Source organism: Kosakonia sp. H02 (genome assembly GCA_030704225.1).
In the GTDB taxonomy this organism is placed as follows: domain Bacteria; phylum Pseudomonadota; class Gammaproteobacteria; order Enterobacterales; family Enterobacteriaceae; genus Kosakonia.
The window spans coordinates 1,319,959-1,345,414 of sequence record CP131915.1 but is presented as its reverse complement, the minus strand read 5'-3'; the positions used below and the strand labels follow the sequence as shown (position 1 = coordinate 1,345,414).

The 25,456-nt window shown below is 52.0% G+C and carries 25 protein-coding genes; 12 read left to right on the top strand and 13 right to left on the bottom strand.

The annotated features are described in order from the left end of the window. Positions 1 to 50: 50 nt before the first annotated feature. From recG to gmk, 5 genes are read right to left on the bottom strand one after another with little or no spacing between them, the layout of a single operon-like run. On the bottom strand, positions 51 to 2,132 hold the full coding sequence (recG, locus tag Q5705_06340) for an ATP-dependent DNA helicase RecG (protein ID WLI78166.1): 2,082 nt from the start codon (positions 2,130 to 2,132) through the stop codon (positions 51 to 53). Between the two features lie 3 nt (positions 2,133 to 2,135). Continuing rightward, entirely contained in the window at positions 2,136 to 2,825 is a 690-nt protein-coding gene (gene trmH, locus Q5705_06335) for a tRNA (guanosine(18)-2'-O)-methyltransferase TrmH (GenBank protein WLI78165.1), read from the bottom strand. Between the two features lie 4 nt (positions 2,826 to 2,829). Then, the gene (gene spoT / locus Q5705_06330) at positions 2,830 to 4,944 is read right to left on the bottom strand and encodes a bifunctional GTP diphosphokinase/guanosine-3',5'-bis pyrophosphate 3'-pyrophosphohydrolase (protein WLI78164.1); all 2,115 of its coding nucleotides are present in this window, start codon (positions 4,942 to 4,944) and stop codon (positions 2,830 to 2,832) included. 18 nt (positions 4,945 to 4,962) lie between these two features. After that, positions 4,963 to 5,238, bottom strand: coding sequence for a DNA-directed RNA polymerase subunit omega (gene rpoZ, locus Q5705_06325; GenBank protein ID WLI78163.1), 276 nt, complete (start codon positions 5,236 to 5,238; stop codon positions 4,963 to 4,965). Between the two features lie 54 nt (positions 5,239 to 5,292). After that, positions 5,293 to 5,916 carry a guanylate kinase gene (gmk, locus tag Q5705_06320; GenBank protein WLI78162.1) on the bottom strand — a complete coding sequence of 208 codons (624 nt, stop codon included), beginning with the start codon at positions 5,914 to 5,916 and terminating at the stop codon, positions 5,293 to 5,295. Positions 5,917 to 6,171: 255 nt separating this feature from the next. Here gmk and ligB point away from each other — a divergent pair, with 255 nt between their 5' ends. Further along, complete coding sequence (gene ligB, locus Q5705_06315) at positions 6,172 to 7,851, top strand: NAD-dependent DNA ligase LigB (protein WLI78985.1); 1,680 nt, start codon at positions 6,172 to 6,174, stop codon at positions 7,849 to 7,851. Here ligB and Q5705_06310 read toward each other — a convergent pair. The 3 genes from Q5705_06310 to Q5705_06300 all read right to left on the bottom strand — a co-directional run bounded on the left by Q5705_06310 (position 7,845) and on the right by Q5705_06300 (position 11,716). Further along, complete coding sequence (locus Q5705_06310) at positions 7,845 to 8,462, bottom strand: trimeric intracellular cation channel family protein (protein ID WLI78161.1); 618 nt, start codon at positions 8,460 to 8,462, stop codon at positions 7,845 to 7,847. The genes ligB and Q5705_06310 overlap by 7 nt on opposite strands. A gap of 264 nt (positions 8,463 to 8,726) precedes the next feature. Then, positions 8,727 to 10,265 (bottom strand): methyl-accepting chemotaxis protein, encoded by a 1,539-nt coding sequence (locus tag Q5705_06305; GenBank protein ID WLI78160.1) that lies wholly within the window; start codon positions 10,263 to 10,265, stop codon positions 8,727 to 8,729. Between the two features lie 587 nt (positions 10,266 to 10,852). Continuing rightward, on the bottom strand, positions 10,853 to 11,716 hold the full coding sequence (locus tag Q5705_06300) for a YicC/YloC family endoribonuclease (protein WLI78159.1): 864 nt from the start codon (positions 11,714 to 11,716) through the stop codon (positions 10,853 to 10,855). Positions 11,717 to 11,840: 124 nt separating this feature from the next. Here Q5705_06300 and rph point away from each other — a divergent pair, with 124 nt between their 5' ends. Beyond that, a complete protein-coding gene (gene rph / locus Q5705_06295) occupies positions 11,841 to 12,557 on the top strand; it encodes a ribonuclease PH (GenBank protein ID WLI78158.1) in 717 nt (238 codons plus the stop codon). Positions 12,558 to 12,620: 63 nt separating this feature from the next. Then, the gene (gene pyrE, locus Q5705_06290) at positions 12,621 to 13,262 is read left to right on the top strand and encodes an orotate phosphoribosyltransferase (GenBank protein ID WLI78157.1); all 642 of its coding nucleotides are present in this window, start codon (positions 12,621 to 12,623) and stop codon (positions 13,260 to 13,262) included. A gap of 125 nt (positions 13,263 to 13,387) precedes the next feature. On the opposite strand, the gene slmA is transcribed toward pyrE, so the two are convergent. From slmA to coaBC, 3 genes are all read right to left on the bottom strand, one after another. Then, a complete protein-coding gene (gene slmA / locus Q5705_06285; GenBank protein ID WLI78156.1) occupies positions 13,388 to 13,984 on the bottom strand; it encodes a nucleoid occlusion factor SlmA in 597 nt (198 codons plus the stop codon). Between the two features lie 124 nt (positions 13,985 to 14,108). After that, positions 14,109 to 14,567 (bottom strand): dUTP diphosphatase, encoded by a 459-nt coding sequence (gene dut / locus Q5705_06280; GenBank protein ID WLI78155.1) that lies wholly within the window; start codon positions 14,565 to 14,567, stop codon positions 14,109 to 14,111. Then, positions 14,545 to 15,759 (bottom strand): bifunctional phosphopantothenoylcysteine decarboxylase/phosphopantothenate--cysteine ligase CoaBC, encoded by a 1,215-nt coding sequence (coaBC, locus tag Q5705_06275; GenBank protein ID WLI78154.1) that lies wholly within the window; start codon positions 15,757 to 15,759, stop codon positions 14,545 to 14,547. The genes dut and coaBC overlap by 23 nt, the downstream gene beginning before the upstream one ends. Positions 15,760 to 15,930: 171 nt before the next feature. On the opposite strand from coaBC, the gene radC reads away from it, so the two are divergent. From radC to mutM, 4 genes are all read left to right on the top strand, one after another. Then, positions 15,931 to 16,602 (top strand): DNA repair protein RadC, encoded by a 672-nt coding sequence (radC, locus tag Q5705_06270; protein WLI78153.1) that lies wholly within the window; start codon positions 15,931 to 15,933, stop codon positions 16,600 to 16,602. Between the two features lie 216 nt (positions 16,603 to 16,818). After that, complete coding sequence (gene rpmB, locus Q5705_06265) at positions 16,819 to 17,055, top strand: 50S ribosomal protein L28 (GenBank protein ID WLI78152.1); 237 nt, start codon at positions 16,819 to 16,821, stop codon at positions 17,053 to 17,055. A gap of 20 nt (positions 17,056 to 17,075) precedes the next feature. Then, positions 17,076 to 17,243: a 50S ribosomal protein L33 gene (rpmG, locus tag Q5705_06260; GenBank protein WLI78151.1), complete on the top strand. Its 168-nt coding sequence runs from the start codon at positions 17,076 to 17,078 to the stop codon at positions 17,241 to 17,243. 79 nt (positions 17,244 to 17,322) lie between these two features. Further along, a complete protein-coding gene (gene mutM / locus Q5705_06255; GenBank protein WLI78150.1) occupies positions 17,323 to 18,132 on the top strand; it encodes a bifunctional DNA-formamidopyrimidine glycosylase/DNA-(apurinic or apyrimidinic site) lyase in 810 nt (269 codons plus the stop codon). A gap of 56 nt (positions 18,133 to 18,188) precedes the next feature. Here the strand turns inward: mutM and coaD are convergent, their stop codons facing one another. Together coaD and waaA are read right to left on the bottom strand one after the other, a co-directional pair. Continuing rightward, the gene (coaD, locus tag Q5705_06250; protein WLI78149.1) at positions 18,189 to 18,668 is read right to left on the bottom strand and encodes a pantetheine-phosphate adenylyltransferase; all 480 of its coding nucleotides are present in this window, start codon (positions 18,666 to 18,668) and stop codon (positions 18,189 to 18,191) included. Positions 18,669 to 18,676: 8 nt separating this feature from the next. Then, the gene (waaA, locus tag Q5705_06245; GenBank protein ID WLI78148.1) at positions 18,677 to 19,954 is read right to left on the bottom strand and encodes a lipid IV(A) 3-deoxy-D-manno-octulosonic acid transferase; all 1,278 of its coding nucleotides are present in this window, start codon (positions 19,952 to 19,954) and stop codon (positions 18,677 to 18,679) included. 392 nt (positions 19,955 to 20,346) lie between these two features. Between waaA and rfaQ the strand changes: the two genes are divergently transcribed. The 5 genes from rfaQ to waaO are packed head-to-tail and all read left to right on the top strand — an operon-like array spanning position 20,347 to position 25,449. Further along, on the top strand, positions 20,347 to 21,417 hold the full coding sequence (gene rfaQ, locus Q5705_06240) for a lipopolysaccharide core heptosyltransferase RfaQ (protein ID WLI78147.1): 1,071 nt from the start codon (positions 20,347 to 20,349) through the stop codon (positions 21,415 to 21,417). Next, positions 21,414 to 22,538: a glycosyltransferase family 4 protein gene (locus Q5705_06235; protein WLI78146.1), complete on the top strand. Its 1,125-nt coding sequence runs from the start codon at positions 21,414 to 21,416 to the stop codon at positions 22,536 to 22,538. Before rfaQ ends, Q5705_06235 begins: the two co-directional genes overlap by 4 nt. Further along, complete coding sequence (gene rfaP, locus Q5705_06230; GenBank protein ID WLI78145.1) at positions 22,531 to 23,328, top strand: lipopolysaccharide core heptose(I) kinase RfaP; 798 nt, start codon at positions 22,531 to 22,533, stop codon at positions 23,326 to 23,328. The genes Q5705_06235 and rfaP overlap by 8 nt, the downstream gene beginning before the upstream one ends. Positions 23,329 to 23,347: 19 nt before the next feature. Further along, on the top strand, positions 23,348 to 24,436 hold the full coding sequence (gene waaB / locus Q5705_06225) for a lipopolysaccharide 1,6-galactosyltransferase (protein ID WLI78144.1): 1,089 nt from the start codon (positions 23,348 to 23,350) through the stop codon (positions 24,434 to 24,436). Continuing rightward, the gene (gene waaO, locus Q5705_06220) at positions 24,433 to 25,449 is read left to right on the top strand and encodes a lipopolysaccharide 3-alpha-galactosyltransferase (GenBank protein ID WLI78143.1); all 1,017 of its coding nucleotides are present in this window, start codon (positions 24,433 to 24,435) and stop codon (positions 25,447 to 25,449) included. Before waaB ends, waaO begins: the two co-directional genes overlap by 4 nt. Positions 25,450 to 25,456 lie beyond the last annotated feature (7 nt).

The following is a 25,456-nucleotide window of genomic DNA, read 5'->3' as shown; positions in this document are numbered from 1 at the left end:
ACGCATACTTTTCTAAGGGATGTTGATTTCGCACCGTCAGGTTCTAAAAATCAGGCGTTAGAGTAGCGTTCGGTTTCTGGCATCCAGCGGTCAATCAGCGCTTCGGCCAACTGCGGGTAGCGCTCATGAATATGGCGCGCGACGCGCTGCACTTCCGGGATCATCGCCTGGTCGCGCAGCAGGTCGGCTACTTTAAATTCTGCATTGCCGGTCTGGCGTGTACCCAGTAATTCTCCGGGACCGCGAATTTCCAGGTCTTTTTGTGCAATCACGAAGCCATCGTTGCTATCACGCAGCACCTGCAAACGTTTTTGCGCTGTTTTGGAGAGCGGGGATTTGTACAGCAGCACACAATGGGATGCTACCGCGCCACGTCCTACGCGACCACGTAGCTGGTGGAGTTGCGCAAGGCCAAGACGTTCCGGGTTTTCAATGATCATCAGGCTGGAATTGGGCACATCCACGCCGACTTCAATTACCGTGGTGGCAACCAGTAAGTGCAACTCACCCTGTTTGAACGCCTGCATCACCGCCTGCTTTTCTGCCGGTTTCATGCGGCCATGCACCAGCCCGACATTCAGTTCTGGCAGTGCCAGTTTGAGCTCTTCCCAGGTCGCTTCCGCTGCCTGCGCTTCCAGCAGGTCGGACTCCTCAATCAGCGTACAAACCCAATACGCCTGGCGGCCTTCGCCAGTGCAGGCGCTGCGCACGCGATCAATAATCTCGCTGCGGCGCGTATCGGGAATAGCAACCGTGGTCACTGGCGTACGGCCCGGCGGCAGTTCATCAATCACCGAAGTATCCAGATCGGCATAGGCCGTCATCGCCAGGGTTCGTGGGATCGGCGTTGCGGTCATAATCAACTGATGCGGATGAAAGCCCTGCTGCTGGCCTTTTTCCCACAGCGCCAGCCGCTGGTGGACGCCAAAGCGGTGCTGCTCATCAATAATCACCAGTGCGAGGCCGTTAAACTGTACCTGCTCCTGGAAAATGGCGTGCGTGCCGACCACCATCTGCACCTGCCCGCTGGCGATCGCTTCCTGCTGTGCCTGGCGTGCTTTACCTTTCTGTTTCCCAGCCAGCCAGCCCACCTCGATACCAAGCGGCGCAAACCACGCGCGGAAGTTATTGGCGTGTTGCTCTGCCAGCAACTCTGTCGGTGCCATCATCGCCACCTGTTTGCCATTGGCAATTGCGCGTAGCGCCGCGAGTGCGGCTACCAGCGTTTTACCGGAACCAACGTCGCCCTGCACCAGACGCATCATTGGGATATCCAGCGCCATATCGCGTTCGATTTCTGCCACCACGCGCGCCTGTGCGCCCGTGGGTTTAAAGGGCAGGGACGCCAGAAGGCTTTCTTTCAGCGTATCGTTAGCGCCAAGCGGTTGCGCATGGTAACGCTGCGCCCCGGCACGTAGCGCCAGCATACTCAGGTTATGCGCCAGCAACTCTTCCATAATTAGCCGACGTTGCGCCGGATGTTGCCCGCTTTCCAGCTCGCTTAATTGCAACGAGGGCGGCGGACGATGCAGCGTATGTAGTGCGTCCGGCAGGCTCATCATGCCTTGTGCCAGCTCCGGTGGCAGCAGTTCGCTGATGGCGCAGGTCGCCAACAATTCCAGCGCCTGGTCAGTCAGCTTGCGCAGTGTTGCCTGCTTAACGCCTTCGGTGGTGGGGTAAATTGGCGTCAGTGTTTCCTGCAATTCCGGGGTGCTGAAATCGCCCTGTACGCGGTACTCCGGGTGGATCATCTCGGCGCCATATTTCCCGCGTTTCGCTTCGCCGTAGGCCAGCACTCGGCGGCCAGTGGCGAGGCTGTTTTTCATCGCCGCGTTGAAGTTGAAAAAGCGCAGGGTGAGAATGCCGGAGCCGTCGCTTATCTGGCAGGTCATCATCCGGCGACCGCCGAAGGTGATATTGCAGTTCAGCACTTCACCTTCCACCGTGGCGTAAACGCCTGGCAGCAGGTCGGCAATAGGGTAAAGCTGGGTGCGGTCTTCGTAGCGCAGGGGAAGGTGTAACAGCAGATCCTGAACGGTATGCAGGCCGATTTTTGCCAGCTTGCTGCTCTGCGCCGCGCCGACGCCGGTCAGCGTATTTAAGGGCACCGCATCGAGCAGCTTACCTTTCATCGGTTACCTCGAGGCCTGCATGGTGGACCACCACGTCGGGTCGGCTTCAATCTGGCCTTCATTATTCACGTGAGGATAAGGCAGACCTTTGCGTTTCGCGACTCTGGCCAGCACCGGGTAACCGCCCTCAAACAACAGCCGTTGTTGTTCGGCATCTGGCAATGTGCTGTTTTCGCGCTGGTACATGCCAGCGTTTTGCCGCTGGCGCTGCGCTTCGTAAAGAATAAGTGCTGATGCAACCGAAACATTGAGCGACTGCACCATACCAATCATCGGGATGATGATGTCCCGATCCGCAAGATCCAGCGCTTCCTGAGTGATCCCGGTTTTCTCCTGGCCCATCAGAATACAGGTCGGGCGGGTATAGTCGATTTCGCGAAAGTCGACGGCTTTGTCAGACAGATGGGTGGCGAGGATTTGCATGCCGCGCTGTTTTAGCGCGCCAACCGCGTCTGCAATGGTGCGATGAGTTTTCACTTCTACCCAGCTATTGCTGCCCGCCGCAGATGAGGCCATGGTGCGCATGCGGTTGCCCGGCCAGACGGCGTGGACTTCATGTACGCCAACGGCATCCGCAGTACGGATAATGGCAGAGACGTTATGAGGCTTGTGAACCTGTTCCATACAGACGGTCAAATCGGGTTGACGCCTGGCGAGCATCTCGCGAATACGCGCATAACGCTGAGAATTCATACAATCAGTTTCGGTTACGGGTGACTTTAATCACATCCGGCATCACGCGGATTTTACGCATGATATTCGCCAGATGGACGCGATCGCGCGCCGTAAGGCGGATGAAAGCGCTGTAAACGCGGCCATCTTTCTCTTCGGTATTCAGGCTCTGAATATTGGAGGAGGCCGTGTTAATGGCTGCTGTCAGGTTGGCCAGTGCGCCCTGGTGGTTGAACATATCAACCTTGATCTCGGTGATAAATTCCTGGGCGGTCTCTTTATCCCACTCCACAGCCATAAATTTCTCTGGCTCTTTCTGGTAGCCACGAATATTACGGCAGGACTCATGGTGGATAACCAACCCTTTACCGGGGCTGACGTGGGCGACAATCGGGTCACCAGGGATAGGTCGACAGCATTTGGCAAACGTAATCAGTACGCCGTCTGCGCCTTTAATCGGCAGATGACCATTTGCGCTGGACGATGATTGTGTTGCTTGTACGGCTTCCCCTTGCTGCAAATTTTTTGCCACGACGACGCTCATGGCGTTGCCGAGGCCGATTTCTGCCAGCAGATCGTCAAGCGAGGCCAGCTTCATACGATCCAGCTCACGCTGAATATGCTCCGGCGGGATTTCCGCCAGCTTGCGGCTACCGCCCAAAGCATGGTTCAACAGACGGCGACCCAGGCTTACCGAGTCATCGCGTTTGAGGTTTTTCAGCATCTGGCGGATTTTGGCGCGCGCTTTCGAGCTGACAACAAAGTTCAGCCATGCAGCGTTCGGGCGAGCGCCCGGCGCGGTTATAATCTCGACCGTCTGACCGCTGGAGAGCGATTGCGATAGCGGATACGGCTGGCGGTCAACGCGTGCGCCAACGCAGGCGTGGCCGATATCCGTATGGACTGCGTAGGCGAAATCCACCGGCGTCGCGCCAGCGGGCAATTCGACAATGCGGCCTTCCGGAGTGAAAACGTAAATCTCATCGGGGAAGAGATCAGATTTAACGCTTTCGATAAATTCAAATGAGTTACCGGCGCTTTGTTGCAGCTCCAACAGGCTTTGCATCCAGCGCTGGGCGCGAATTTGCGCAGTGGTGCTGCTTTCGCCGTGCTCTTTATAAGCCCAGTGTGCGGCAACCCCCATTTCTGCCATTTGATCCATATCTTCGGTACGGATCTGCACCTCAACCGGCACGCCATGCGGACCAATCATTGAGGTATGCAGCGACTGATAGCCGTTCGCCTTGGGTATCGCAATATAGTCTTTTACGCGACCGGGACGCGGCTTGTACAAGCTGTGCATCTGACCGAGCACGCGGTAGCAGGTATCCAGGTCATGAACAATCACACGGAAGGCGTAAATATCCATGATCGAGTGAAAACGCTGCTCTTTAAGCACCATCTTGCAGTAGATGGAGTAAAGATGCTTTTCGCGCCCGCTGACGCGACAGGGAATGCCCGCTTCCTGTAAACGCCCTTCGATTTCGGAGAGGATTTTTTGAATCATCTCTTTACGGTTGCCGCGTGCGGCTTTCACCACTTCTTTAATCACGCGATAGCGGTTTGGATACAGTGCTTCAAAGCCCAGCTCTTCCAGCTCGGTTTTGATGTGATGAATACCTAAACGGTGTGCCAGCGGACTATAGATTTCGAGGGTTTCACGGGCGATGCGACGACGTTTATCCGGGCGAAGAGAGCCCAGCGTGCGCATGTTATGGGTGCGGTCGGCGAGTTTGATAAGAATGACGCGGATGTCTTGCACCATCGCCATAATCATCTTGCGAAAGTTTTCGGCCTGCGCTTCTTTCTTATCCTGAAACTTGAGCTTATCAAGCTTAGAGACCCCTTCCACCAGCTCGGCAACGCTTTTGCCAAACAATTGCTCCATATCCTGGTAGGTGGCAGGGGTATCTTCAATCACGTCATGCAGCAGTGCGGCCATCAGCGTTTCATAGTCGAGTTTCATCTCGGCCAGAATACAGGCCACCGCTACCGGGTGCGTGATATAAGGTTCACCGCTTGAACGTGTTTGACCCTCGTGAGCGTCACGTGCAACGAGATACGCCTGCCTGAGACGTTTGATTTGGTCTTCAGGCAGATAGTTTTGAATCAGCTGATTCAGGCTTTCAAACAGATACAAGGGTGACCTGCGGGTTAATTAACGACGACCTTCAGCAATGGCGGTAACAGCCTGCAATTCTGCGGCTTCCTGCTCTTGCTGCTCCTGGCGCTCACGTACGTCGAGGATCTGGTTGTTAATCAGACCTTCTTCGATTTCGCGCAGCGCGATAACGGTGGTTTTATCGTTTTCTTCCGGAACTAACGGATCTTTACCGCCAACCTGCATCTGACGAGCGCGACGCGCGGCGACCAGCACCAGGTCAAAACGGTTACCAACTTTCTCTACAGCGTCCTGAACAGTTACGCGTGCCATACTTAAAATGCTCCACAGGTGAAGAAATGACTGGGCATGATACTGAAACCAGGCTCAGTCTGCCAATAGTTTGCTGATTAAAGCGTCATGTCGCTGCTTTTGGCGGCCCATGCGCAGACGTTCGGCGCGAATAATGGTTTTCAGATCGCCCAGGGCGGTATCGAAATCATCATTCACAATCAGGTAATCATATTCCGCGTAATGGCTCATTTCCGCAACCGCCTGCGCCATACGCTTCGCAATCACCTCTTCGCTATCCTGGCCACGCCCACGTAGGCGGCGATCCAGCTCCAGCTTCGACGGCGGCAGAATAAAGATGCTGCGCGCCTGCGGCATACGGGTGCGAATTTGCTGTGCGCCCTGCCAGTCGATATCGAGAAAAACATCTACACCGGTTGCCAGCACTTGCTCAATAGCGGCACGAGACGTGCCGTAGTAGTTGCCAAAAACTTCGGCGTGCTCAAGAAACGCGTCATCATTAATCATGGCTTTGAATTCATCATGATTAACAAAGAAATAGTGTTCACCGTGTACTTCGCCCGGGCGCGGAGCGCGGGTAGTGTGCGAAACAGAAACTTGTGTGTCGTATAACGGTTGGGTTTTCAGCAAAGCCTGGATGAGGCTTGATTTACCCGCGCCACTGGGGGCGGAAACAATATAGAGCGTGCCTTGAGCCATGAGAGTCTTTTGTATGTGAATGCGAGAGGAACTTACATACGTGCCTATTATACACATCAGCGCTATGTGACGTAGTCTTTGTCACACTTTTTCCCATTGAGTATGGCGTTTTGCGCACTCGTTTCCTGATTTATTTGCAAATTTTCACCGCCGCAACGAGTTGCTGGAACCCGGCTCGCAATCTCGCTTTTTCCTGCTCGAAGCATCCAACCGCCCACGGTATAACCAAACCGCAATCACAAGGGAGAAAGCATGATGTGGAAAAGAGCCGGAATGACCGTTTTTCTGCTGCTATGGAGCGCGTTAAGCCAGGCGACCTGCCCGGTCTGGTCGCCATCGCGGGCGCAAGATGAGATTGGCCGCCTGCAACAACAGCTCGGCAAGTGGAATGATGCCTACTGGAAGCAGGGCGCAAGTGAAGTGAGTGACGGTGTTTATGACCGTTTAAGCGCCCGGCTGGCGCAGTGGCAGCGCTGCTTTGCCATTGAATCTACCCGTCAATCGCCTGCATTGCCAGGCGGTAGTGTGAGACATCCGGTTGCACACACCGGAGTGCGCAAGCTGACGGATAAATTCGCGTTACGCCAGTGGATGGTGGGTAAACAGGATCTGTGGGTGCAGCCGAAGGTGGACGGTATTGCGGTCACACTGGTGTATCGCAACGGCGAGCTGGTGCAGGCCATCAGCCGGGGAAATGGCCTGATAGGTGAAGACTGGACGGCAAAAGTACGCGCAATTCCATCAATCCCCAAAACCGTGGTCGGTGTACTGGCAAACAGTGTGTTACAAGGCGAGCTCTATCTACGCCGTGAAAATCATGTGCAAAAACAGGCTGGAGGGGTTAACGCGCGGGCAAAAGTGGCGGGCGCGATGCTGCGGCGTGATAATCCTGCCATTCTCAACGAGCTGGCCTTTTTTGTCTGGGCCTGGCCAGACGGCCCGGCAACATTAGCACAGCGGCTGATTGCGCTCGGTAAAGCCGGGTTTAGCGACATGCAGCATTACAGTGTGCCGGTCAACTCCGTGCAGGATGTGGAGAATCTGCGTGAGCGGTGGTTTACCTCATCGCTACCGTTCGTCACCGATGGTGTGGTGGTGCGCACCAGCACAGAACCTGCGGGTAAAAATTGGCTGCCCGGTCAGGGCGACTGGGTTGTGGCGTGGAAATACGAGCCCGTCGAGGAAGTCGCTGCCGTAAAAGATATTCAATTCGCCGTTGGGCGCACCGGCAAAATTTCCGTCGTCGCCCTGCTCGAGCCGGTACAGCTTGATGACAAGCGTGTCCAGAGGGTGAATGTCGGCTCAGTAAGACGTTGGCAGGAACTGGATATTGCGCCAGGAGATAACATTGCTATCAGCCTTGCTGGGCAGGGTATTCCGCGCATTGATCGTGTGGTCTGGCGCAGCCTTGTTCGGGAGCGGTCTGTTCCTCCCGCTTCGCGCTTTACGCCGCTTAGCTGTTTTTATGTCGCCCCGGATTGCCACGAACAGTTTATTGCCCGCCTGGTATGGCTAAGTTCAGCAAAGGCGCTGGATCTGGACGGTCTGGGTGAGAGCGGATGGCGAATGCTGCACCAGACGCATCACTTTGAGCATCTCTTTTCCTGGCTGACATTAACGAAAGAGCAGTTGCAGGCAACGCCTGGCATCTCGCCAGCGCGTGGGCTACAGCTCTGGCACCGTTTTTCCCTGACGCGCGAAAAGCCTTTTATCCGCTGGCTTAACGCGCTCAGTACACCGATGCCGCAATCTGCGATCAACGCCGCTGGTGATACTTCATGGCAACAAATAAAAGGGCGGGATGATCAGGCCTGGCAACAGCTACCCGCTATTGGTGCAGAAAAAGCCCGCCAGATTATCGCTTTTATCCATGCGCCAGTGATTGAACAACTGACAACATGGCTGGGTAAGCAAGGCGTGAAAGCGTTTCAGTGAGCGCTATGTTTGTAGTGAAACACCGGCAAGCCCAGCTTCCAGCGAATGGCCAGCAGGCGGGTCGTGAAACCAAACAGCAGCGTGGTAATCACGACGGTATCGTGGCTGGTAATGACATGGCCCAGCGCGATATAAACCACGGCGGCAGCAAACGCGATCCCGGCGTAGAGCTCTTTCTGGAATACCAGAGGAATACGTTTACAGAACATATCGCGCAGCACACCGCCAAAAACCCCGGTGACGACAGCGGCAATCACGGCGATCACCGGGCCTTCGCCCATATCAAGCGCGGTTTGTGCACCGATAATAGAGAAAACAACCAGACCAAGGGCATCAAGTATGAGAAACAGGCGGCGCAGATGCGGCATCACTGGTGCGAAGATAGTCGTCAGCACTGCGGCGATGGCAACAATGATGACGTATTCCGGGTGCTTCACCCAGCCGAGCGGATAGTGGCCCAGCAGGATATCGCGTACCGAACCGCCGCCGAGTGCCGTGGCGGTGGCAATGATAATGACGCCAAAGGTGTCCATCCGGCGACGGCCAGCTGCCAGTGCACCGGTCATCGCTTCGGCGGTGATACCGATAAGATAAAGAATGTGTAGCAGCATGCCCGCCTCCGTGATGTAGATGCGGCAGGGTAACGATTACGCGGCAGCGGGACGATTGAGTTTTTCTAAGGAGAGGTGTTTCGGATTAGTTTATCTAATTTGTTGGCCGTAGCATGAAGAAAGATTGGTCAGCAAATTTTTCCCTTTTAAAGCCGCGAAGATCTGAATCGATGTTCGGGAGTTGTTTGTTAAATATCAGCGATAAGCTCATGAGATATGTGTGCACGCGCCAGCGGCAAGCAGCGGCAGCGCGTGCGGGAGATATTAAGCTAAACGGAAAAGGGAGACGGTGTTAGCCAACATTATGGATTGCTCATTGAGCACCCGCGCCTCGGTGGATGACTCTTCAACTAGCGCGGCATTCTGTTGGGTGACTGTGTCAATCTGCGCGATAGCTGCATTTATTTGATCGATACCAATACTTTGTTCACCTGTCGCAACCGCAATTTCTTTCATAAGCTCAGAAACGTGGCTAACAGTGGTAATAATCTGTTTCATGCTCTCACCTGCGTGCATTACATGCTCGCCGCCGGTTAGCACTTCTTCCCGTGCTTTCTCCAGTAATGCGGCAATCTCTTTCGCCGCAACAGCACAACGCTGCGCCAGATTGCGTACCTCGCTGGCTACAACTGCAAAACCGCGCCCTTGCTCACCGGCGCGGGCGGCTTCTACCGCTGCGTTAAGGGCAAGAATATTGGTCTGAAACGCGATTCCCTCAATGACTCCGATAATATCGCTCACCTTGCCAGAGCTGGTTTCGATATCTCGCATCGAAGTCATGGCCTGTTGCATAGTTTGATCGCTCGTTAACGCGGCTGTGCGCATCTCTTCCGCCAGGCGTGTGGCGTATTGTGAATTCTCGGACGTTTTCTTAACAGTGGAGGTGATTTCTTCCAGACTCGCAGCGGTCTGCCCCAATGACGCCGCTTGTTGCTCTGTGCGTGATGAGAGGTCAGTATTTCCCGCGTCGATTTCCTGTGCTGAATGCGACACATGATCACTTGAAGATTTCACTTTGTGGATGATGTCTACCAGCGATACGCGCATGGATTCGATAGCGCGAAGCATGTCGCTGATTTCGTCTCCCGCCGTGGCGTTGATCGGATTATGCAATTCGCCTGCTGCGATGCGCGAACACTCATTATGTGCGATAGCTAACGGGGTTAAGAGACGACGGCGAATTGCGACAAACACCAAAGCAACAATTAAGACAAACAGTACAGTGAAAGCGACCACATTAATAACGCTGCTAGTGAAATGCTGCTGCGCCTCCTGGTTACGTTTATCTGCGTAGATATTACGAAACGCTAACAGCTTATCCAGCGCGACTTCAAAATCGTGATCAAGCTTAGGTAAGGTGTCGCCTACCAGCGATTCGAACTGTACAAAATCGTTGGCTTTCGCCGCTTGTAACAAGGGGAATAAGCCTTTGTCGTAATATTCTTTCCACGCTGCGCGATACCCCGGTTCGAATTTACTCTCACCAGGATAATGCGGGGCGGATAGATAATTATTAAAAGCTCCCACGCCTTTTTGTAAGGTGATTTCAGCTTTTTCAATAGCCGCCCGTGCCGCTTGCATGTCGCCCTTGTGTGCATGGGATATGGCTTCGCGCAGCACTACGCGCACAGTGCGGCTGTGGTTGATCGGGTCTATCACATAAAGAATCACGTTTAGCTCGTTATTCGTATTGTCTAACGTGCGGTTGCTTTGCGTGAGTCGCCACAAATTAGTAGCGGAACTCACAAGAAAAATGCCAATCAGTATTGCAAATAATAAGAAAGAAACGCGCCTGATAGTCATAACAAACCCTTATCGAGAAATTAAATCACCTACCTCTATGGAGGTAGCATTCAAATGGTGTCGATATAAATAGGCGGCTATTCTGCTGGCAATCAGTAATAAATTTTCTCCTGGTACTAATATATTGGTTAACAACCGTATTGTTATTGTCGCTATTTTTTCTCCACGATCTGAGTTTTTTTAATTATTATCAGTTAGTTAATTGATGTTATGTGCGTAGGGATGTTATTTTTTCTTACGTTTTTAACGGCGAAAAATTACGGCGTTTATGTGCTGTTGTGGATCGTTTTGGGTCTGTTAACTATATAAATACCAGCGAAATAATAAAGGATATATATACCGGGTCAATTACTCGCAGGTGTTTTTTATATTGTCGGGCTTCCTCTTTTCAGGATACTCATCGTGCCCACTTTTCATTTCACGGACTTAATTGTGTTGCAAGAAATTATCCGCTGATGAAGACGGCGCCGGGCGCAAGCTTGCGTATGATTTCACGCAATCCTGTGCGATGACGACAATATAGTAAAAAGCCCGTGGTTAGCGGGCTTGGCGGGGCGTTCTGCAACGCAGTGCGACAGTATGAAGCGTTACTCGATATTCTGGATCTGCTCGCGCATTTGCTCGATCAGCACTTTCAGTTCGATAGCGGAGTTGGTCACTTCAGCGTTAATAGACTTGGAGGCCAGCGTGTTCGACTCGCGGTTGAACTCCTGCATCATAAAGTCGAGACGGCGACCGACCGCTTCCTTCTTCTTCAGGATGTTGTAAGTCTCTTTAACATGCGCTTCGAGTCGGTCCAGCTCTTCGGCAACGTCGATTCGCTGCGCCATTAGCACCAGTTCCTGCTCGAGTCGGTTGTTTTCCAGTTGCACTTGCGCGTCTTCCAGTTTGGCGACCAGGCGCTCACGCTGCCATTGCAGGATTTCCGGCATATGCGCACGAACCTTGCTGACTTCGCCGCTGACACCTTCGAGACGCTGTTCGATCAGCGCTTTCAGCGCCTGGCCTTCGGTCTCACGGGCGACGATAAAGTCGTCCAGCGCGCCATCCAGTGCGGCAAGAATTTGCGCGGCGATCGCGTCCAGATCCTGCTCCTGGGCAGCCATAACGCCCGGCCAGCGCAGGATATCGACTGGGTTAATCTCCCCTTCGTCGCTCTGCATTTTGACCCAGTTCGCGGCAGTAACCAGCTGTTTCGCCAGTTTTTCATTAAGAATCAGTTCACCTTGTGCACTCGAGTCCGGTTCAAAACGCAGGTTACATTCGACTTTGCCACGTGTCAGACGGGTACGAAGACGTTCACGGACAACCGGTTCGAGACTGCGGAATTGTTCCGGCAGGCGGAAATATGTTTCCAGATATCGCTGGTTAACCGAGCGCAGTTCCCAGGAGGCGGAGCCCCATTCACCCTTGATTTCACGCCGGGCGTAGGCGGTCATACTGCGGATCATAGACGTTCCCGTTTTTAAAGAGAGATGCGGGGATTATAGCTTTCATGGCCTTATCAGGATAGGCATAACCTCGGTAAGCCAGTATAATGCGCAGCCACATTCGTAACAGCCCGGAGAAATCATCATGCGTCCAGCAGGCCGTAGCGCCACTCAAGTGCGCCCCGTCACCCTGACCCGTAACTACACAAAACACGCAGAAGGCTCCGTGCTGGTTGAATTTGGTGATACCAAAGTTCTGTGCACCGCCTCCATTGAAGAAGGCGTTCCGCGTTTTCTGAAAGGTCAGGGCCAGGGCTGGATCACCGCCGAATATGGCATGCTGCCGCGTTCTACTCATACCCGTAACGCGCGTGAAGCTGCGAAAGGGAAGCAGGGCGGCCGCACCATGGAAATCCAGCGCCTGATCGCCCGTGCGCTGCGCGCCGCAGTCGATTTGAATGCGCTCGGTGAATTCACCATTACCCTCGACTGTGACGTTATCCAGGCCGATGGTGGTACCCGTACCGCGTCGATTACTGGTGCATGTGTCGCATTGGCCGATGCACTGAACAAACTGGTCGCCGCCGGAAAACTGAAAACTAACCCAATGAAAGGGATGGTTGCGGCGGTGTCCGTCGGCATTGTTAACGGCGAAGCGGTGTGTGACCTTGAATATGTGGAAGATTCCGCAGCGGAAACCGACATGAACGTAGTAATGACCGAAGATGGTCGCATGATTGAAGTTCAGGGTACCGCGGAAGGCGAGCCCTTCTCCCATGAAGAGCTACTCACCCTGTTGGCGTTAGCCAGAGGGGGGATTGAATCGATTATCGCGGCGCAGAAAGCGGCGCTGGCGAGTTAATTATTAAGGGCGACGATGTCGCCCTTTTTGTTGTCTGTAAAAAGTGAGATGAGGAGCGAATCCATGAAAGCGTATCAGCGTCAGTTTATTGAATTTGCGCTTAACAAACAGGTACTGAAGTTCGGCGAATTTACGCTGAAATCCGGGCGCAAAAGCCCCTATTTCTTCAACGCAGGGCTGTTTAATACCGGGCGCGATCTGGCGCTGTTAGGCCGTTTTTACGCCGAAGCGCTGGTGGATTCCTGTATCGATTTTGATCTGCTGTTTGGCCCGGCCTACAAAGGGATTCCGATTGCTACCACCACGGCGGTAGCGCTGGCGGAGCATCACGAACGCGATGTGCCGTACTGCTTCAACCGTAAAGAAGCTAAAGACCACGGTGAAGGCGGCAATCTGGTCGGTAGCGCCTTGCAGGGCCGTGTCATGCTGGTGGACGACGTGATAACCGCCGGTACGGCGATTCGTGAATCGATGGAAATCATTCAGGCCAACGGCGCGACGCTGGCGGGTGTGATGATTTCACTGGATCGCCAGGAGCGTGGCCGTGCTGATATCTCCGCCATTCAGGAAGTGGAACGCGACTACGGCTGTAAAGTGATTTCAATCATTACCCTGAATGATTTAATTAGTTATCTGGAAGAGAAGCCGGAGATGGCCGATCTCCTGGCGTCTGTACGCGCTTATCGCGAAGAGTACGGCGTATAACATTTACGCCCTGTGTGAGGATGCACGGGGCGTGGATTGACGCGCTGTAATATAAGGAATTACGCCGTGATTTTGCAAAGTAAGCGGGGGAAGCGCGAATGCAGCCACAAGGACTGCATATGGTATTACTGGAGTTGCATGGCTAACAACGGCCAGCGGGCATCGAAATCCTCGGTTGGGCTGTATTTAAACTCGCTGCGCACATAGCGTGAAAGCATTCCTTCGCAAAACGCCAGTAACTGGCTTGCCAGCAGTGTTTCGTCGGTTGTATAGCTTTCGCCTTCACGCATCTTGCGCTCACGCAGTACCTGACGTAGCTGCGCTTCTATACGCTCAAACAGCTGGTTAATGCGCCCTTGCAGGCGATCCTGTTCGAACATCAACGCGTGGCCGGTCATTATGCGCGTCAAACCCGGATTGCGCTCGCCGAAACCAAGGATGAGCTGCATAATCAGACGCAGACGGGTGGTAGTGTCTTTTTCGTCTTTTAAAATCAGGTTGATACGGGTAATCAGGCTATCTTCGATAAACTCGATCAGGCTATCGAACATGCGTGTTTTGCTGGGAAAATGGCGATACAGCGCAGCTTCAGAAACGCCAACGGACGCCGCCAGTTTCGCCGTCGTAATGCGTTGGCTTCCATCACTGGATTCCAGCATTAACGCCAGAGACTGAAGTATTTCCTCGCGACGATTCCTTTTCGCAGTTTGTTTTTCTGCCATGTTCTAAAATACCCCTGAAAATAAGCACTTGTCAGGCGAGCAACCACACAACACCCGCAAACGAGGTGCGTTTGCGGTTATGTTATCGCGTTGTTTTGCTGTGTGATGCGTTAAAAAGAGCGGCTTATTGACGCCCTGAATGGCCGAAGCCGCCCTCACCACGCTCGGTGGCGTCGAAATCTTCTACCAGGTTAAACTCCGCCTGGACAACCGGTACAAAGACCATTTGCGCGATGCGCTCGCCGGGAACGATCGTAAAGCTGTCCTGCCCACGGTTCCAGACAGAGACCATCAGTTGCCCCTGATAATCTGAATCAATCAGCCCAACCAGATTACCCAGCACCACGCCATGTTTATGGCCCAGCCCTGAACGCGGCAAAATCACGGCGGCAAGCGCTGGATCGGCAATATGGATTGCCAGACCGGTCGGCAGCAAAGTTGTTGCGCCTGGTGCCAGCGCTACGGCGTCATCAAGACAGGCGCGCAGGTCAAGGCCGGCGGAACCGGCGGTAGCATAGGTCGGCAGCGGAAACTGCTTACCCACGCGAGGGTCCAGAATCTTAACGTCGATTTTTTTCATCATAACGGGTAACAATCTCGTCCAGTAATAAGTGTCCCAGAAGCTCTTTGCGCTCCAGCGGTAAACGTTTATCGCCATCCTGCCAGAAAAGGTGTAATGCGTTGTTATCGCTGTTAAAACCTTGATTGGATTTCGAAACATCGTTCGCGCAAATCAGGTCGAGGTTTTTGCGGGCGCGTTTCTGCCGGGCGTATTCTTCCACATTATTTGTTTCGGCGGCAAACCCAACAACATAAGGGCGATTTACAGAAAGTGCCGCAACACCTGCCACGATATCGGGGTTTTTGACCATTTTTATCGTGATTTCATCGCCTTGCTTTTTAATCTTTTCATCAGCTACTTGGCTGGCGCGGTAATCCGCTACCGCTGCGCAGCCAATAAAAATGTGCTGCTGCTGTGCTGTGCTCTGCACGGCGGCTTCCATCTCCAGTGCGGTAGTCACATCCACGCGCTGCACAAAGGCGGGCGTTGGCAGCGACACCGGGCCGGAAACCAGCGTGACGTTGGCCCCGCGTTTTGCGGCGGCGGCGGCAATGGCGAAGCCCATTTTGCCGGAGCTGAGATTGGTGATGTAACGCACCGGATCCAACGGCTCACGGGTTGGCCCGGCGGTAATCATGATGTTCAGATGTTGCAGATCTTTGACCGGCGAAAAATGTTCGGCGGCCATATCAACAATAGTGAGCGGATCGAGCATTCGCCCCGGGCCGATATCGCCACAGGCCTGGCTACCGCTGTCTGGCCCCCACAACAGCAGGCCTCGAGAAGACAGCACCTGCAAATTGTGCTGCGTGGCGGTGGCGCGGTACATCTGCTGGTTCATGGCCGGTACCACCGCGACAGGCGACGGCGTAGCGAGGCAAATTGTGGAAACCAAATCGTTGGCCATGCCGGCGGCGACGCGGGCTATCAAGTCGGCGGTGGCGGGAGCCAAAATCACCAGATCGGCCCATTTACCCAGTTCGATATGGCCCATCGCCGCTTCGGCAGCGGGATCCAACAGGCTGTCGGAAACGGGATAGCCGGAAACGGCTTGCAGGCTCATCGGGGTGATAAAGGCTTTGGCGGCCTCGGTCATTGCCACGCGGACTTCGGCTCCGCGATCGCGCAAACGGCGCACCAGTTCAGGAGCTTTATAAGCAGCAATTCCGCCGCTTACACCGAGGACAATTTTTTTACCCGCCAGACTGATCATGATTCTTTCCTGTTGGATTTCACCAGAAGCTGGGGATTTTATCACAATCCTGATGTTGTCGTGCTTTTGCCCGCAAGGCACTTTGCGAGGCGCTACGCAGGGATGAAAATTCGCAGTCGAATGGGATGCGCCGGGTGTGGCAGCATTAAGGCGAGACAGAGAGGAATGGATATGGATATCGTTTTTATGCCCCAGAAACCACGCGAAAAAATGCTGGAGTTAGGTATTGAGGCCCTTACCGATGCTGAGATATTGGCACTGTTTCTGCGCACCGGAACGCGCGGGAAGAGTGTGCTCACCGTTGCCCGGGAAATGCTGAAACAGTTTGGTTCGCTATATACATTGCTCTCTGCCGATTATGAGGAATTTAAAAATATTCCGGGTATCGGCGTGGCGAAATATGCGCAACTGCGGGGCATTGGCGAACTGGCGCGGCGTTCTTATAACGCCCGCATCGTCGTGGAAGAAAGCCCTCTGCTCAGCCCTGAACTGGCCCGGGAGTTTTTGCAAAGCCAGCTGTCGAGTGAAGAGCGCGAGATCTTTATGGTCATCATGATGGATAACCAGAACCGCATCATTAAACATTGCCGGCTCTTTAGCGGCACCATCAATCATGTGGAAGTGCATCCACGAGAAATTGTACGTGAAGCGTTAAAAGTCAATGCAGCCGCCGTGATCCTCGCGCATAATCACCCCTCGGGTAACGCTGAGCCGAGTAAAGCGGATAAATTGATCACGGAACGCGTGATAAAAAGCTGCCAGTTCATGGACATTCGCGTTCTTGATCATCTGGTTATTGGTCACGGAGAGTACGTTTCTTTTGCAGAACGTGGTTGGATTTAGACCACTTTGCGCGATCCATCGGGATCTTTGTCTGTTCGGGACTTGAGCACACCGCCGACTCAGCGTATACTACGCCACCTTTGAGAATCTCGGGTTTGGCATTTGGGCCTGGCAATCGAGAGTTCACATAGAACTGCGATGACCGGGCTGTAAAGCCTGACGAGGCGCCGATACCCCATACGAAGCTCGAGCTAATTTGATTTTTGGAGAATAGACATGTCCCGAGTCTGCCAAGTTACTGGCAAGCGTCCGGTGACCGGTAATAACCGTTCCCACGCACTGAACGCGACTAAACGCCGTTTCCTGCCGAACCTGCACTCTCACCGTTTCTGGGTTGAGAGCGAAAAGCGTTTTGTCACCCTGCGTGTATCTGCTAAAGGTATGCGTGTAATTGATAAGAAAGGCATCGATACAGTTCTGTCTGAACTGCGTGCCCGTGGCGAAAAGTACTAAGTACTTAAAGGATATAAATCATGGCTAAAGGTATTCGTGAGAAAATCAAGCTGGTTTCTTCCGCTGGTACTGGTCACTTCTACACCACCACGAAGAACAAACGTACTAAGCCGGAAAAACTGGAACTGAAAAAGTTCGATCCAGTTGTCCGTCAGCACGTGCTGTACAAAGAAGCTAAAATCAAATAATTTTAGTTTTCTTGAACAAAAACCCCGCACTGTCGGGGTTTTTGCATTTCTGACAACCCGCAAAAACGCCGGAGACGAGATGCCTGAATTACCCGAAGTTGAAACCAGCCGCAGAGGCATTGAACCGCATCTGGTGGGCGAGACCATCCTGCACGCGGTGGTGCGCAACGGGCGATTACGCTGGCCGGTTTCCGAAGAAATTCACAGCCTGAGCGATAAGTTGGTGCTCAGCGTTCAGCGCCGCGCCAAATACCTGCTGCTTGAGCTGCCTGATGGCTGGATCATCATTCACCTGGGAATGTCTGGCAGCCTGCGTATTCTTCCCCATGAGCTGCCGCCGGAAAAACATGACCACGTTGACCTGGTGATGAGCAACGGCAAAGTGCTGCGCTACACCGATCCTCGCCGTTTCGGCGCATGGCTATGGACCAAAGAGCTGGAAGGCCACAACGTGCTGGCTCACCTTGGCCCGGAACCGCTCAGCGATGACTTTAATGCCGACTATCTTCAACAGAAATGTGCCCGGAAAAAAACGGCCATTAAACCCTGGCTGATGGATAACAAGCTGGTGGTGGGGGTAGGGAATATCTACGCCAGCGAATCGCTTTTTGCGGCCGGGATCCATCCTGATCGGCTGGCTTCGTCGCTTTCAAAACAGGAGTGCGACATCCTGGTGCGGGTCATCAAGGCGGTGTTGCTGCGATCTATTGAGCAGGGCGGAACGACGCTAAAAGATTTTCTGCAAAGTGACGGCAAGCCAGGTTATTTCGCACAGGAGCTGCAAGTCTACGGGAGGGAAGGGGAACCTTGTCGTGTGTGCGGCGCACCGATCGTGGCGGCAAAACACGCACAGCGCTCAACATTTTATTGTCGTCGATGTCAGAAATAAGCGTAATTTTGTCGGCCGGGTAAAGCGAAGCTGCCATCCGGCCCGGCATCGAAAGATTACTTCAACTTATCCAGCAGCGCCTGGTGTACGTTCTGCGGCAGGAAATGCGCAACATCACCCTGATGGCGGGCCACCTCTTTAACCAACGACGAAGAGATAAACGACCACTCTTTTGACGGCATTAAATAAACGCTTTCCAGTTCTGGCATCAAATGGCGATTCATATGCGCCAACTGCATCTCATATTCAAAATCCGCCACCGCCCGCAAACCGCGAATCAGGATATTTGCCTGCTGCGCCCGTGCGAAGTTTGCCATCAAATCGCTGAAGCCTACCACCGTGACGTTCGGCAGATGCGCCGTTGCGGCTTGCGCCAGCGCCACGCGCTCATCAAGATCGAACATCGGCTTTTTGCTTGGACTGGCCGCAATCGCCAGTACCAGCTCGTCAAACATTGTGGCGGCACGGGTGACAATATCAATGTGCCCGTTAGTGATGGGATCAAAGGTGCCAGGATAAATCGCCCGCTTTTGCATAATTGACCTTATTGCGCTTTAGGTGGCAGATAGGGTTCCAGCAGTTGTAACAGAAGCTGCAAAGCGCCCTGGTTCTGATAGAGGACTTCCACTGCATGGCGACCGTAGAAATTACGGTAATCTTTATCAGTTAGCAAAGAGGTGATCTCTTTGGTCAGTGCATCCACGTCCGGCACCGTTATCAAACCATCGGCCTGTGACAATCGCGCGCAAATATCTTTAAAGTTGAACGTGTGCGGCCCCATCAATACAGGGATAGCATGGGCAGCAGCTTCAAGAGGATTATGGCCGCCTCTTTCAACCAGTGAACCACCCACGAACGCAAGGTCTGCAACGCCGTAAAGCAGCATCAGCTCGCCCATAGTATCGCCAATCACGACCTGCGTACTGGCTGACGGTATTTCGCCAGAAGAGCGGGTGATGTAATTCAAACCGGCTTCGCGCACCATATTTACAGCGTCCGGGAAACGTTCAGGATGACGTGGAACCAGAATCAAGAGTAAATCAGGAAACTGTTTTAGCAAGGCTTGATGCGCAACCAGCATAATGCTCTCTTCGCCTTCATGCGTACTTGTCGCAATCCAGACCGGGCGATGAGGAGCCCACTGGCGGCGCAGAGCGACAGCTCTGGAAGCGAGTTGCGGTGTGACCGAGATATCAAACTTCAGGCTCCCGGTTACAGTAAGCTGGTTCCGTTTTGCTCCGAGTGCAATAAAACGCTCGCCGTCTTCGCTGTTTTGCGCGGCGATCAGCGTAATTTTGCGTAACAGGTTCTGGATAAATTTGCCCAGCTTTGCGTAACCGGCAGCAGAACGCGCGGAAAGGCGCGCATTGGCAATCACTAGCGGGATTTTTCGCTTGTGAAGCGTGCTAATCAGGTTTGGCCACAGCTCGGTTTCCATGATCAGCACCAATTTGGGGTCAACCTTATCAAGGAAGCGGTTCAACGCACCGGGCAGATCATAGGGCAGGTAAATATGCTGCACATCGCTGCCAAACGCGGACATAACACGCTCCGATCCTGTCGGCGTCATCGTCGTAACGGTAATCGGCAGATCGGGATAACGGTGACGCAAGGCGCGTACCAGAGGAATGGCGGCGAGGGTTTCACCGACGGACACTGAGTGCAGCATAATACCGCCGGCTTTCAGCGGCTTACGATAGTAGCCGTAGCGTTCACCCCAGCGTTTGCGGTAAGCCGGAGCTTTAGCACCACGCACCCACAGCCGCACCCAAATCAGCGGCTGAATAAGATACAGCAATGTGGTGTAGAGCAATTGGAGCATAGTACTTTGCTGGCTTAGGAATGTGCTGGGGATTTTAAGTATTTAGCACAGCCATTGCTATTACTTTTGCCGAAATCAGCTAAATTGGCCTCTTATCGCATCAATAATATCGGCCAGCCATGTTTTTTTGCATTCTTATCTATTTTATTGATGTTTCGGGAGACCACTGATTCTGTCGTAAGGTAAAAGCGCTTGCTTTCATCTCTTTGATTTAAGGCTCTTTTTTGAAAGAATTGCCGAAAAGTGCTTGATATCGGATCGGCGGGAAAGAAGTGGTACAATAAAAGATCTATAAGTACGCAATATCAGTGTTCAGGTAGCTGTCGAGCCTGGGGCGGTAGCGTGCCAGTCTTTTTTTCCGGATACCATTTCCTAAAGAGCCAAAGCCGATTGTGGAAAAGCCATTTAAGCGAATTCTGGTCATAAAAATGCGTTTTCACGGAGACATGCTGCTGACCACGCCGGTTATCAGTACGTTGAAACGTCATTATCCTGACGCGAACATCGATATGCTGCTGTATAAAGACACGATGCCGATTTTATCCGAAAACACGGAGATTCATGCGCTTTACGGCGTGAGCAATAAAGGGGCATCGCTAAAGGAGAAGATACAGAATTTCTTCAGTCTGGTTAGCCACTTACGCAAGAATGATTACGATTTGATTGTCAATCTGACAGATCAACACATCGTGGCGCTGCTCGTGAGATGCCTGGCGGCTAAAGTGAAAATCTCGCAGGATTTTGCCAACCGGCAGTCGCCGTTCTGGAAAAAAAGCTTCACGCACCTCGCGCCGTTTGCGGGTGAACACGCCGTGGAGCGTAATTTGTCGGCGCTTGCTCCGCTGGGTATTACAGATTATTGCCGTGAAACGACCATGAGCTACGCGTCTGAACACTGGCAGCGTATGCGCAACGCGCTGAATGAATCTGAGGTGGGTGAGCATTATGTCGTGATACAACCCACGGCCCGGCAGCTATTCAAATGCTGGGATAACGACAAATTCTCCCAGGTTATTGATGCGTTGCAAGCCCGCGGTTATCAGGTTGTCCTGACATCCGGTCCGGGCGCAGATGATCTCGCATGTATTAAAGATATCGCTGACGGGTGTAAGCAAAAACCGGTCACCACGCTTGCGGGTAAAACGCGTTTCCCGGAACTTGGCGCGTTGATTGATCACGCTGCGTTGTTTATTGGGGTTGATTCGGCTCCAGGACACATTGCCGCTGCGGTAAAAACGCCGATTATTTGCCTCTTTGGTGCGACCGACCACGTATTCTGGCGGCCATGGAGCAACGACATTATCCAGTTCTGGGCGGGAAATTATCAGACGATGCCAGCACGACGTGATCTGGACAGAAATAAAAAATACATGTCCGTCATCCCGGCCGAAGATGTTATTGCTGCAACGGAAAAGATGCTTCCGCAACGCTTTTCCGCTGCGGCTATGGGGGCTTCATCATGATTGTCGCCTTCTGCTTATATAAGTATTTCCCGTTCGGCGGCCTGCAACGCGATTTTCTGCGTATCGCAGAAACCGTGGCAGGACGCGGGCATCATGTCAGGGTCTACACGCAATCCTGGGAAGGCGACGAGCCGGAAAATTTCGAGCTTATTCGCGTGCCAGTGAAATCGCGTACAAACCATGGGCGCAATGCCGAATATTATGCCTGGGTGCAGGCGCATCTGGCGCAGCATCCGGTTGATCGGGTCGTTGGTTTTAACAAAATGCCTGGCCTGGACGTCTACTATGCGGCGGATGTGTGTTATGCCGAAAAAGTCGTGCAGGAAAAAGGTTTCTTTTACCGTCTGACGTCCCGTTACCGCCATTATGCTGCGTTTGAGCGCGCCACCTTCGAACAAGGGAAAGCGACGCAATTGCTGATGTTGACGGATAAGCAAATCGGCGACTTTCAAAAGCATTATCAAACTGAATCCGATCGGTTTTATATATTGCCGCCGGGTATTTATCCTGACCGCAAATACAGCCAGCAAATACCGAACAGCCGACAAATCTACCGCGATAAAAACGGTATTGCCGAACATCAACACTGGCTCCTGCAAGTAGGTTCTGATTTTAGCCGCAAAGGTGTCGACAGAAGCATTGCTGCCGTTGCCGCTTTGCCTGAAGCGATCAGGAAAAATACGCTGCTGTTTGTCGTGGGCCAAGATAAGCCGGTACGTTTTGCTGCCCAGGCGGACAAACTGGGCATTAAAGAAAATGTACGCTTCTTCTCGGGTCGCAATGATGTCTCGGAACTGATGGCTGGCGCGGATTTACTAATACACCCCGCCTACCAGGAAGCGGCAGGCATCGTACTGCTTGAGGCGATAACGGCGGGTTTACCGGTGCTCACCACATCGGTCTGTGGCTATGCGCATTACATCACGCAAGCACAATGCGGCGTGGTAATTAATGAGCCTTATTCACAGATGGCCCTGAACGATGCATTGCGAGTGGCCTTGCAAGACAAAGCAATACGCAACGAGTGGGCGGAGCAGGCGCGACATTTCGCAGATACTCATGATCTCTATAGTCTGCCGGAAAAAGCGGCGGATATTATTACGGGTGAAGTGCATGGTTGAGTTGAAAGAGCCGCTGGCAACACTCTGGCGGGGAAAAGATGCATTTGCTGAAGTTGAAAAATTGCAGGGGGAGGTCTTTCGCCAGCTCGAAACACGCCGCACCCTGCGCTTTGAACTCGCGGATAAAAGTTATTTCCTGAAGTGGCACCAGGGAACGGCGGTGAAAGAGGTGGTGAAAAATCTCCTTTCGCTGCGTTTACCCGTGCTGGGTGCAGACAGGGAGTGGAATGCCATTCACCGTTTGCATGATGCGGGTGTGGATACGATGCATGGCGTGGGGTTTGGTGAAAAGGGCGTAAATCCTATCAATAAAACCTCTTTTATTATTACTGAAGATTTAACGCCGACGATTAGCCTGGAAGATTATTGTGCCGACTGGCTGACCCATCCGCCAGAACCGCGAATCAAACGCATGATCATCAAGCGTATCGCGACCATGGTTCGCAAGATGCACCAGGCTGGCGTAAACCATCGCGACTGTTATATCTGCCATTTTCTGCTGCATCTGCCTTTCAACGGTGACGAAGAGACGCTGAAAATATCGGTAATCGATCTGCATCGTGCCCAAATGCGCGCTCATGTTCCGCAGCGCTGGCGGGATAAAGACCTGATTGGACTCTATTTTTCCTCACTGAATATAGGTCTGACACAGCGGGATATTTGGCGTTTTCTCACCGTCTATTTTGCTAAATCGCCACGGGAAATCATTAAGCAAGAGACGGGGTTATTAGAAAAAGCGAAAGCGAAAGCGGAAAAAATCCGCGAGAGAACTGACCGTAAGTCTCTATGAACAGACAAGTGATGACTCAATGAAAATTGCATTTGTTGGCGAGGCCGTTTCAGGTTTCGGTGGTATGGAAACCGTGATCAAGGCGGTCATTCATTCATTTCAGGACGCTGACAATTTCGCCGAATGCGAAATGTTCTTTTTCTGTCGTAACGACAGAATGGATAAGTCCTGGCTGAAAGGAATCACTGCTGCTTATTCCTTCTCAAATTTCAAAATAAGTTTTGTACGCCGGGCGATTCATATACGAAATTTCGCGCGCTGGTTAAAAGAGAAAAAGCCGGATGCCGTGATTTGTGTCGATGTGCTTTCTTGTCTTCTGGCGAATAAAGCGCGCATAAAAAGTGGACAACAGTTCCCGCTTTTTTCATGGCCGCATTTTTCGTTGGATCATAAAAAGCATGCCGAGTGCATCACTTATGCTGATTATCACCTTGCGATTAGCACCGGGATTAAAAAACAGATGCTCGATCGCGGTGTGCCAGCAGACACAATCAGTGTGATTTACAATCCCGTTTCGCCTCAAATAGGCACGATACTTGCGCCGAATAGGGATGAAGAAGCGACATTTTTATATGTCGGGCGTATGAAATTTGAAGGGCAGAAAAGGGTTAAAGATCTGCTGGATGGCCTTTCAAAGGTAAAAGGCCGCTGGCATTTACATGCCATCGGAGACGGGTCTGATTTTGAACAGTGTCAGGCTTATGCGCACCAATTGGACATCGATGATCGCATAACGTGGCATGGCTGGCAGGCAAATCCCTGGGAAGTGGTCAGGAATGATATAAAAAAGGTATCTGCCTTACTGCTCACCTCTGCATTTGAAGGCTTCGGAATGGTGTTACTCGAAGCGATGGCCTGGGGGATCCCTTGTATTAGTTCACGTTGTGTTGCTGGGCCGGAAGATATTATTCATGAAGGGATAAATGGTTATCTTTACCCGGCAGGAGATATAGAACATTTCGTTGGATTATTGCAACAGATAACTGATCATCGCAGCGTATTTGAACCCGAGAGCGTTAAGCACTCTATAACGCAATTTTACAGTGATACGTATAATCGGACTATGCGAGAGGCAATCCTCTCCGTCATGAAGCAGAGTGATAAATGAGCCAAACTTATTTTGATGAGAAAGAAGTGATTCTTTCAATTAAAGATTATAATTATTTTCCTGATTCAGATATCAGCTCCTTTAATATTTCTTATGGCATCGATAAGAATTTCCTCTATGGTTGTGGTATTTCAATTGCTTCGATTTTGTTAAGTAATAAAAACAAAGAAATAACGTTTCATGTCTTTACCGACTTTATAACCGAAAGTGACAATGCGAAGTTTTCGGCTTTAGCAGAACAGTACCAATCCAGAATCATTATCTATCTGGTTAATTGCGATAAGCTAAAAAGCCTGCCCAGCACCAAGAACTGGACTTACGCAACCTATTTCCGCTTTATTATTGCGGATTACTTTTCGGGTAAAACGGATCGGGTCTTGTATCTCGATGCCGATATTGCCTGTCAAGGAAATATACAGGAACTGATAGATCTTGAATTTGCCGAACAACAAATTGCTGCTGTTGTGGCAGAAGGCGAAGCAGAATGGTGGAAAAAACGCTCCGTAAGCCTCGACAAGCCAGGTTTAGTGAATGGATATTTCAATGCCGGATTTTTATTGATTAATATTCCGTGCTGGATGGAAAATAATATTTCACATAATGCCATCGAAATGCTACGTGATCCTATAGTAGTAAGCAAAATCACCCATCTTGATCAAGATGTATTGAACATGTTGCTGGTGGGCAAGGCTAAATTTATCGATAAGAAATTTAATACGCAATATAGCATTAATTATGAACTGAAAATGAGTGCAATAAATCCTGTCACGGAGAATACCGTATTTATTCATTATATTGGGCCAACAAAACCGTGGCATGACTGGGCTGATTATGAGGTTTCTCAGAGTTTTCTCAAGGCAAAAAGCCATTCGCCATGGAAGAATGACAAATTGTTAAAGCCGACTAATGCTAACCAATATCGATACTGTGCGAAGCACATGCTGCATCAAAAGAAGTTTATTAAAGGGATGGTTAGTTATCTTTTCTATTTTCAAAAGAAAATCACAAACTAAAAAAACA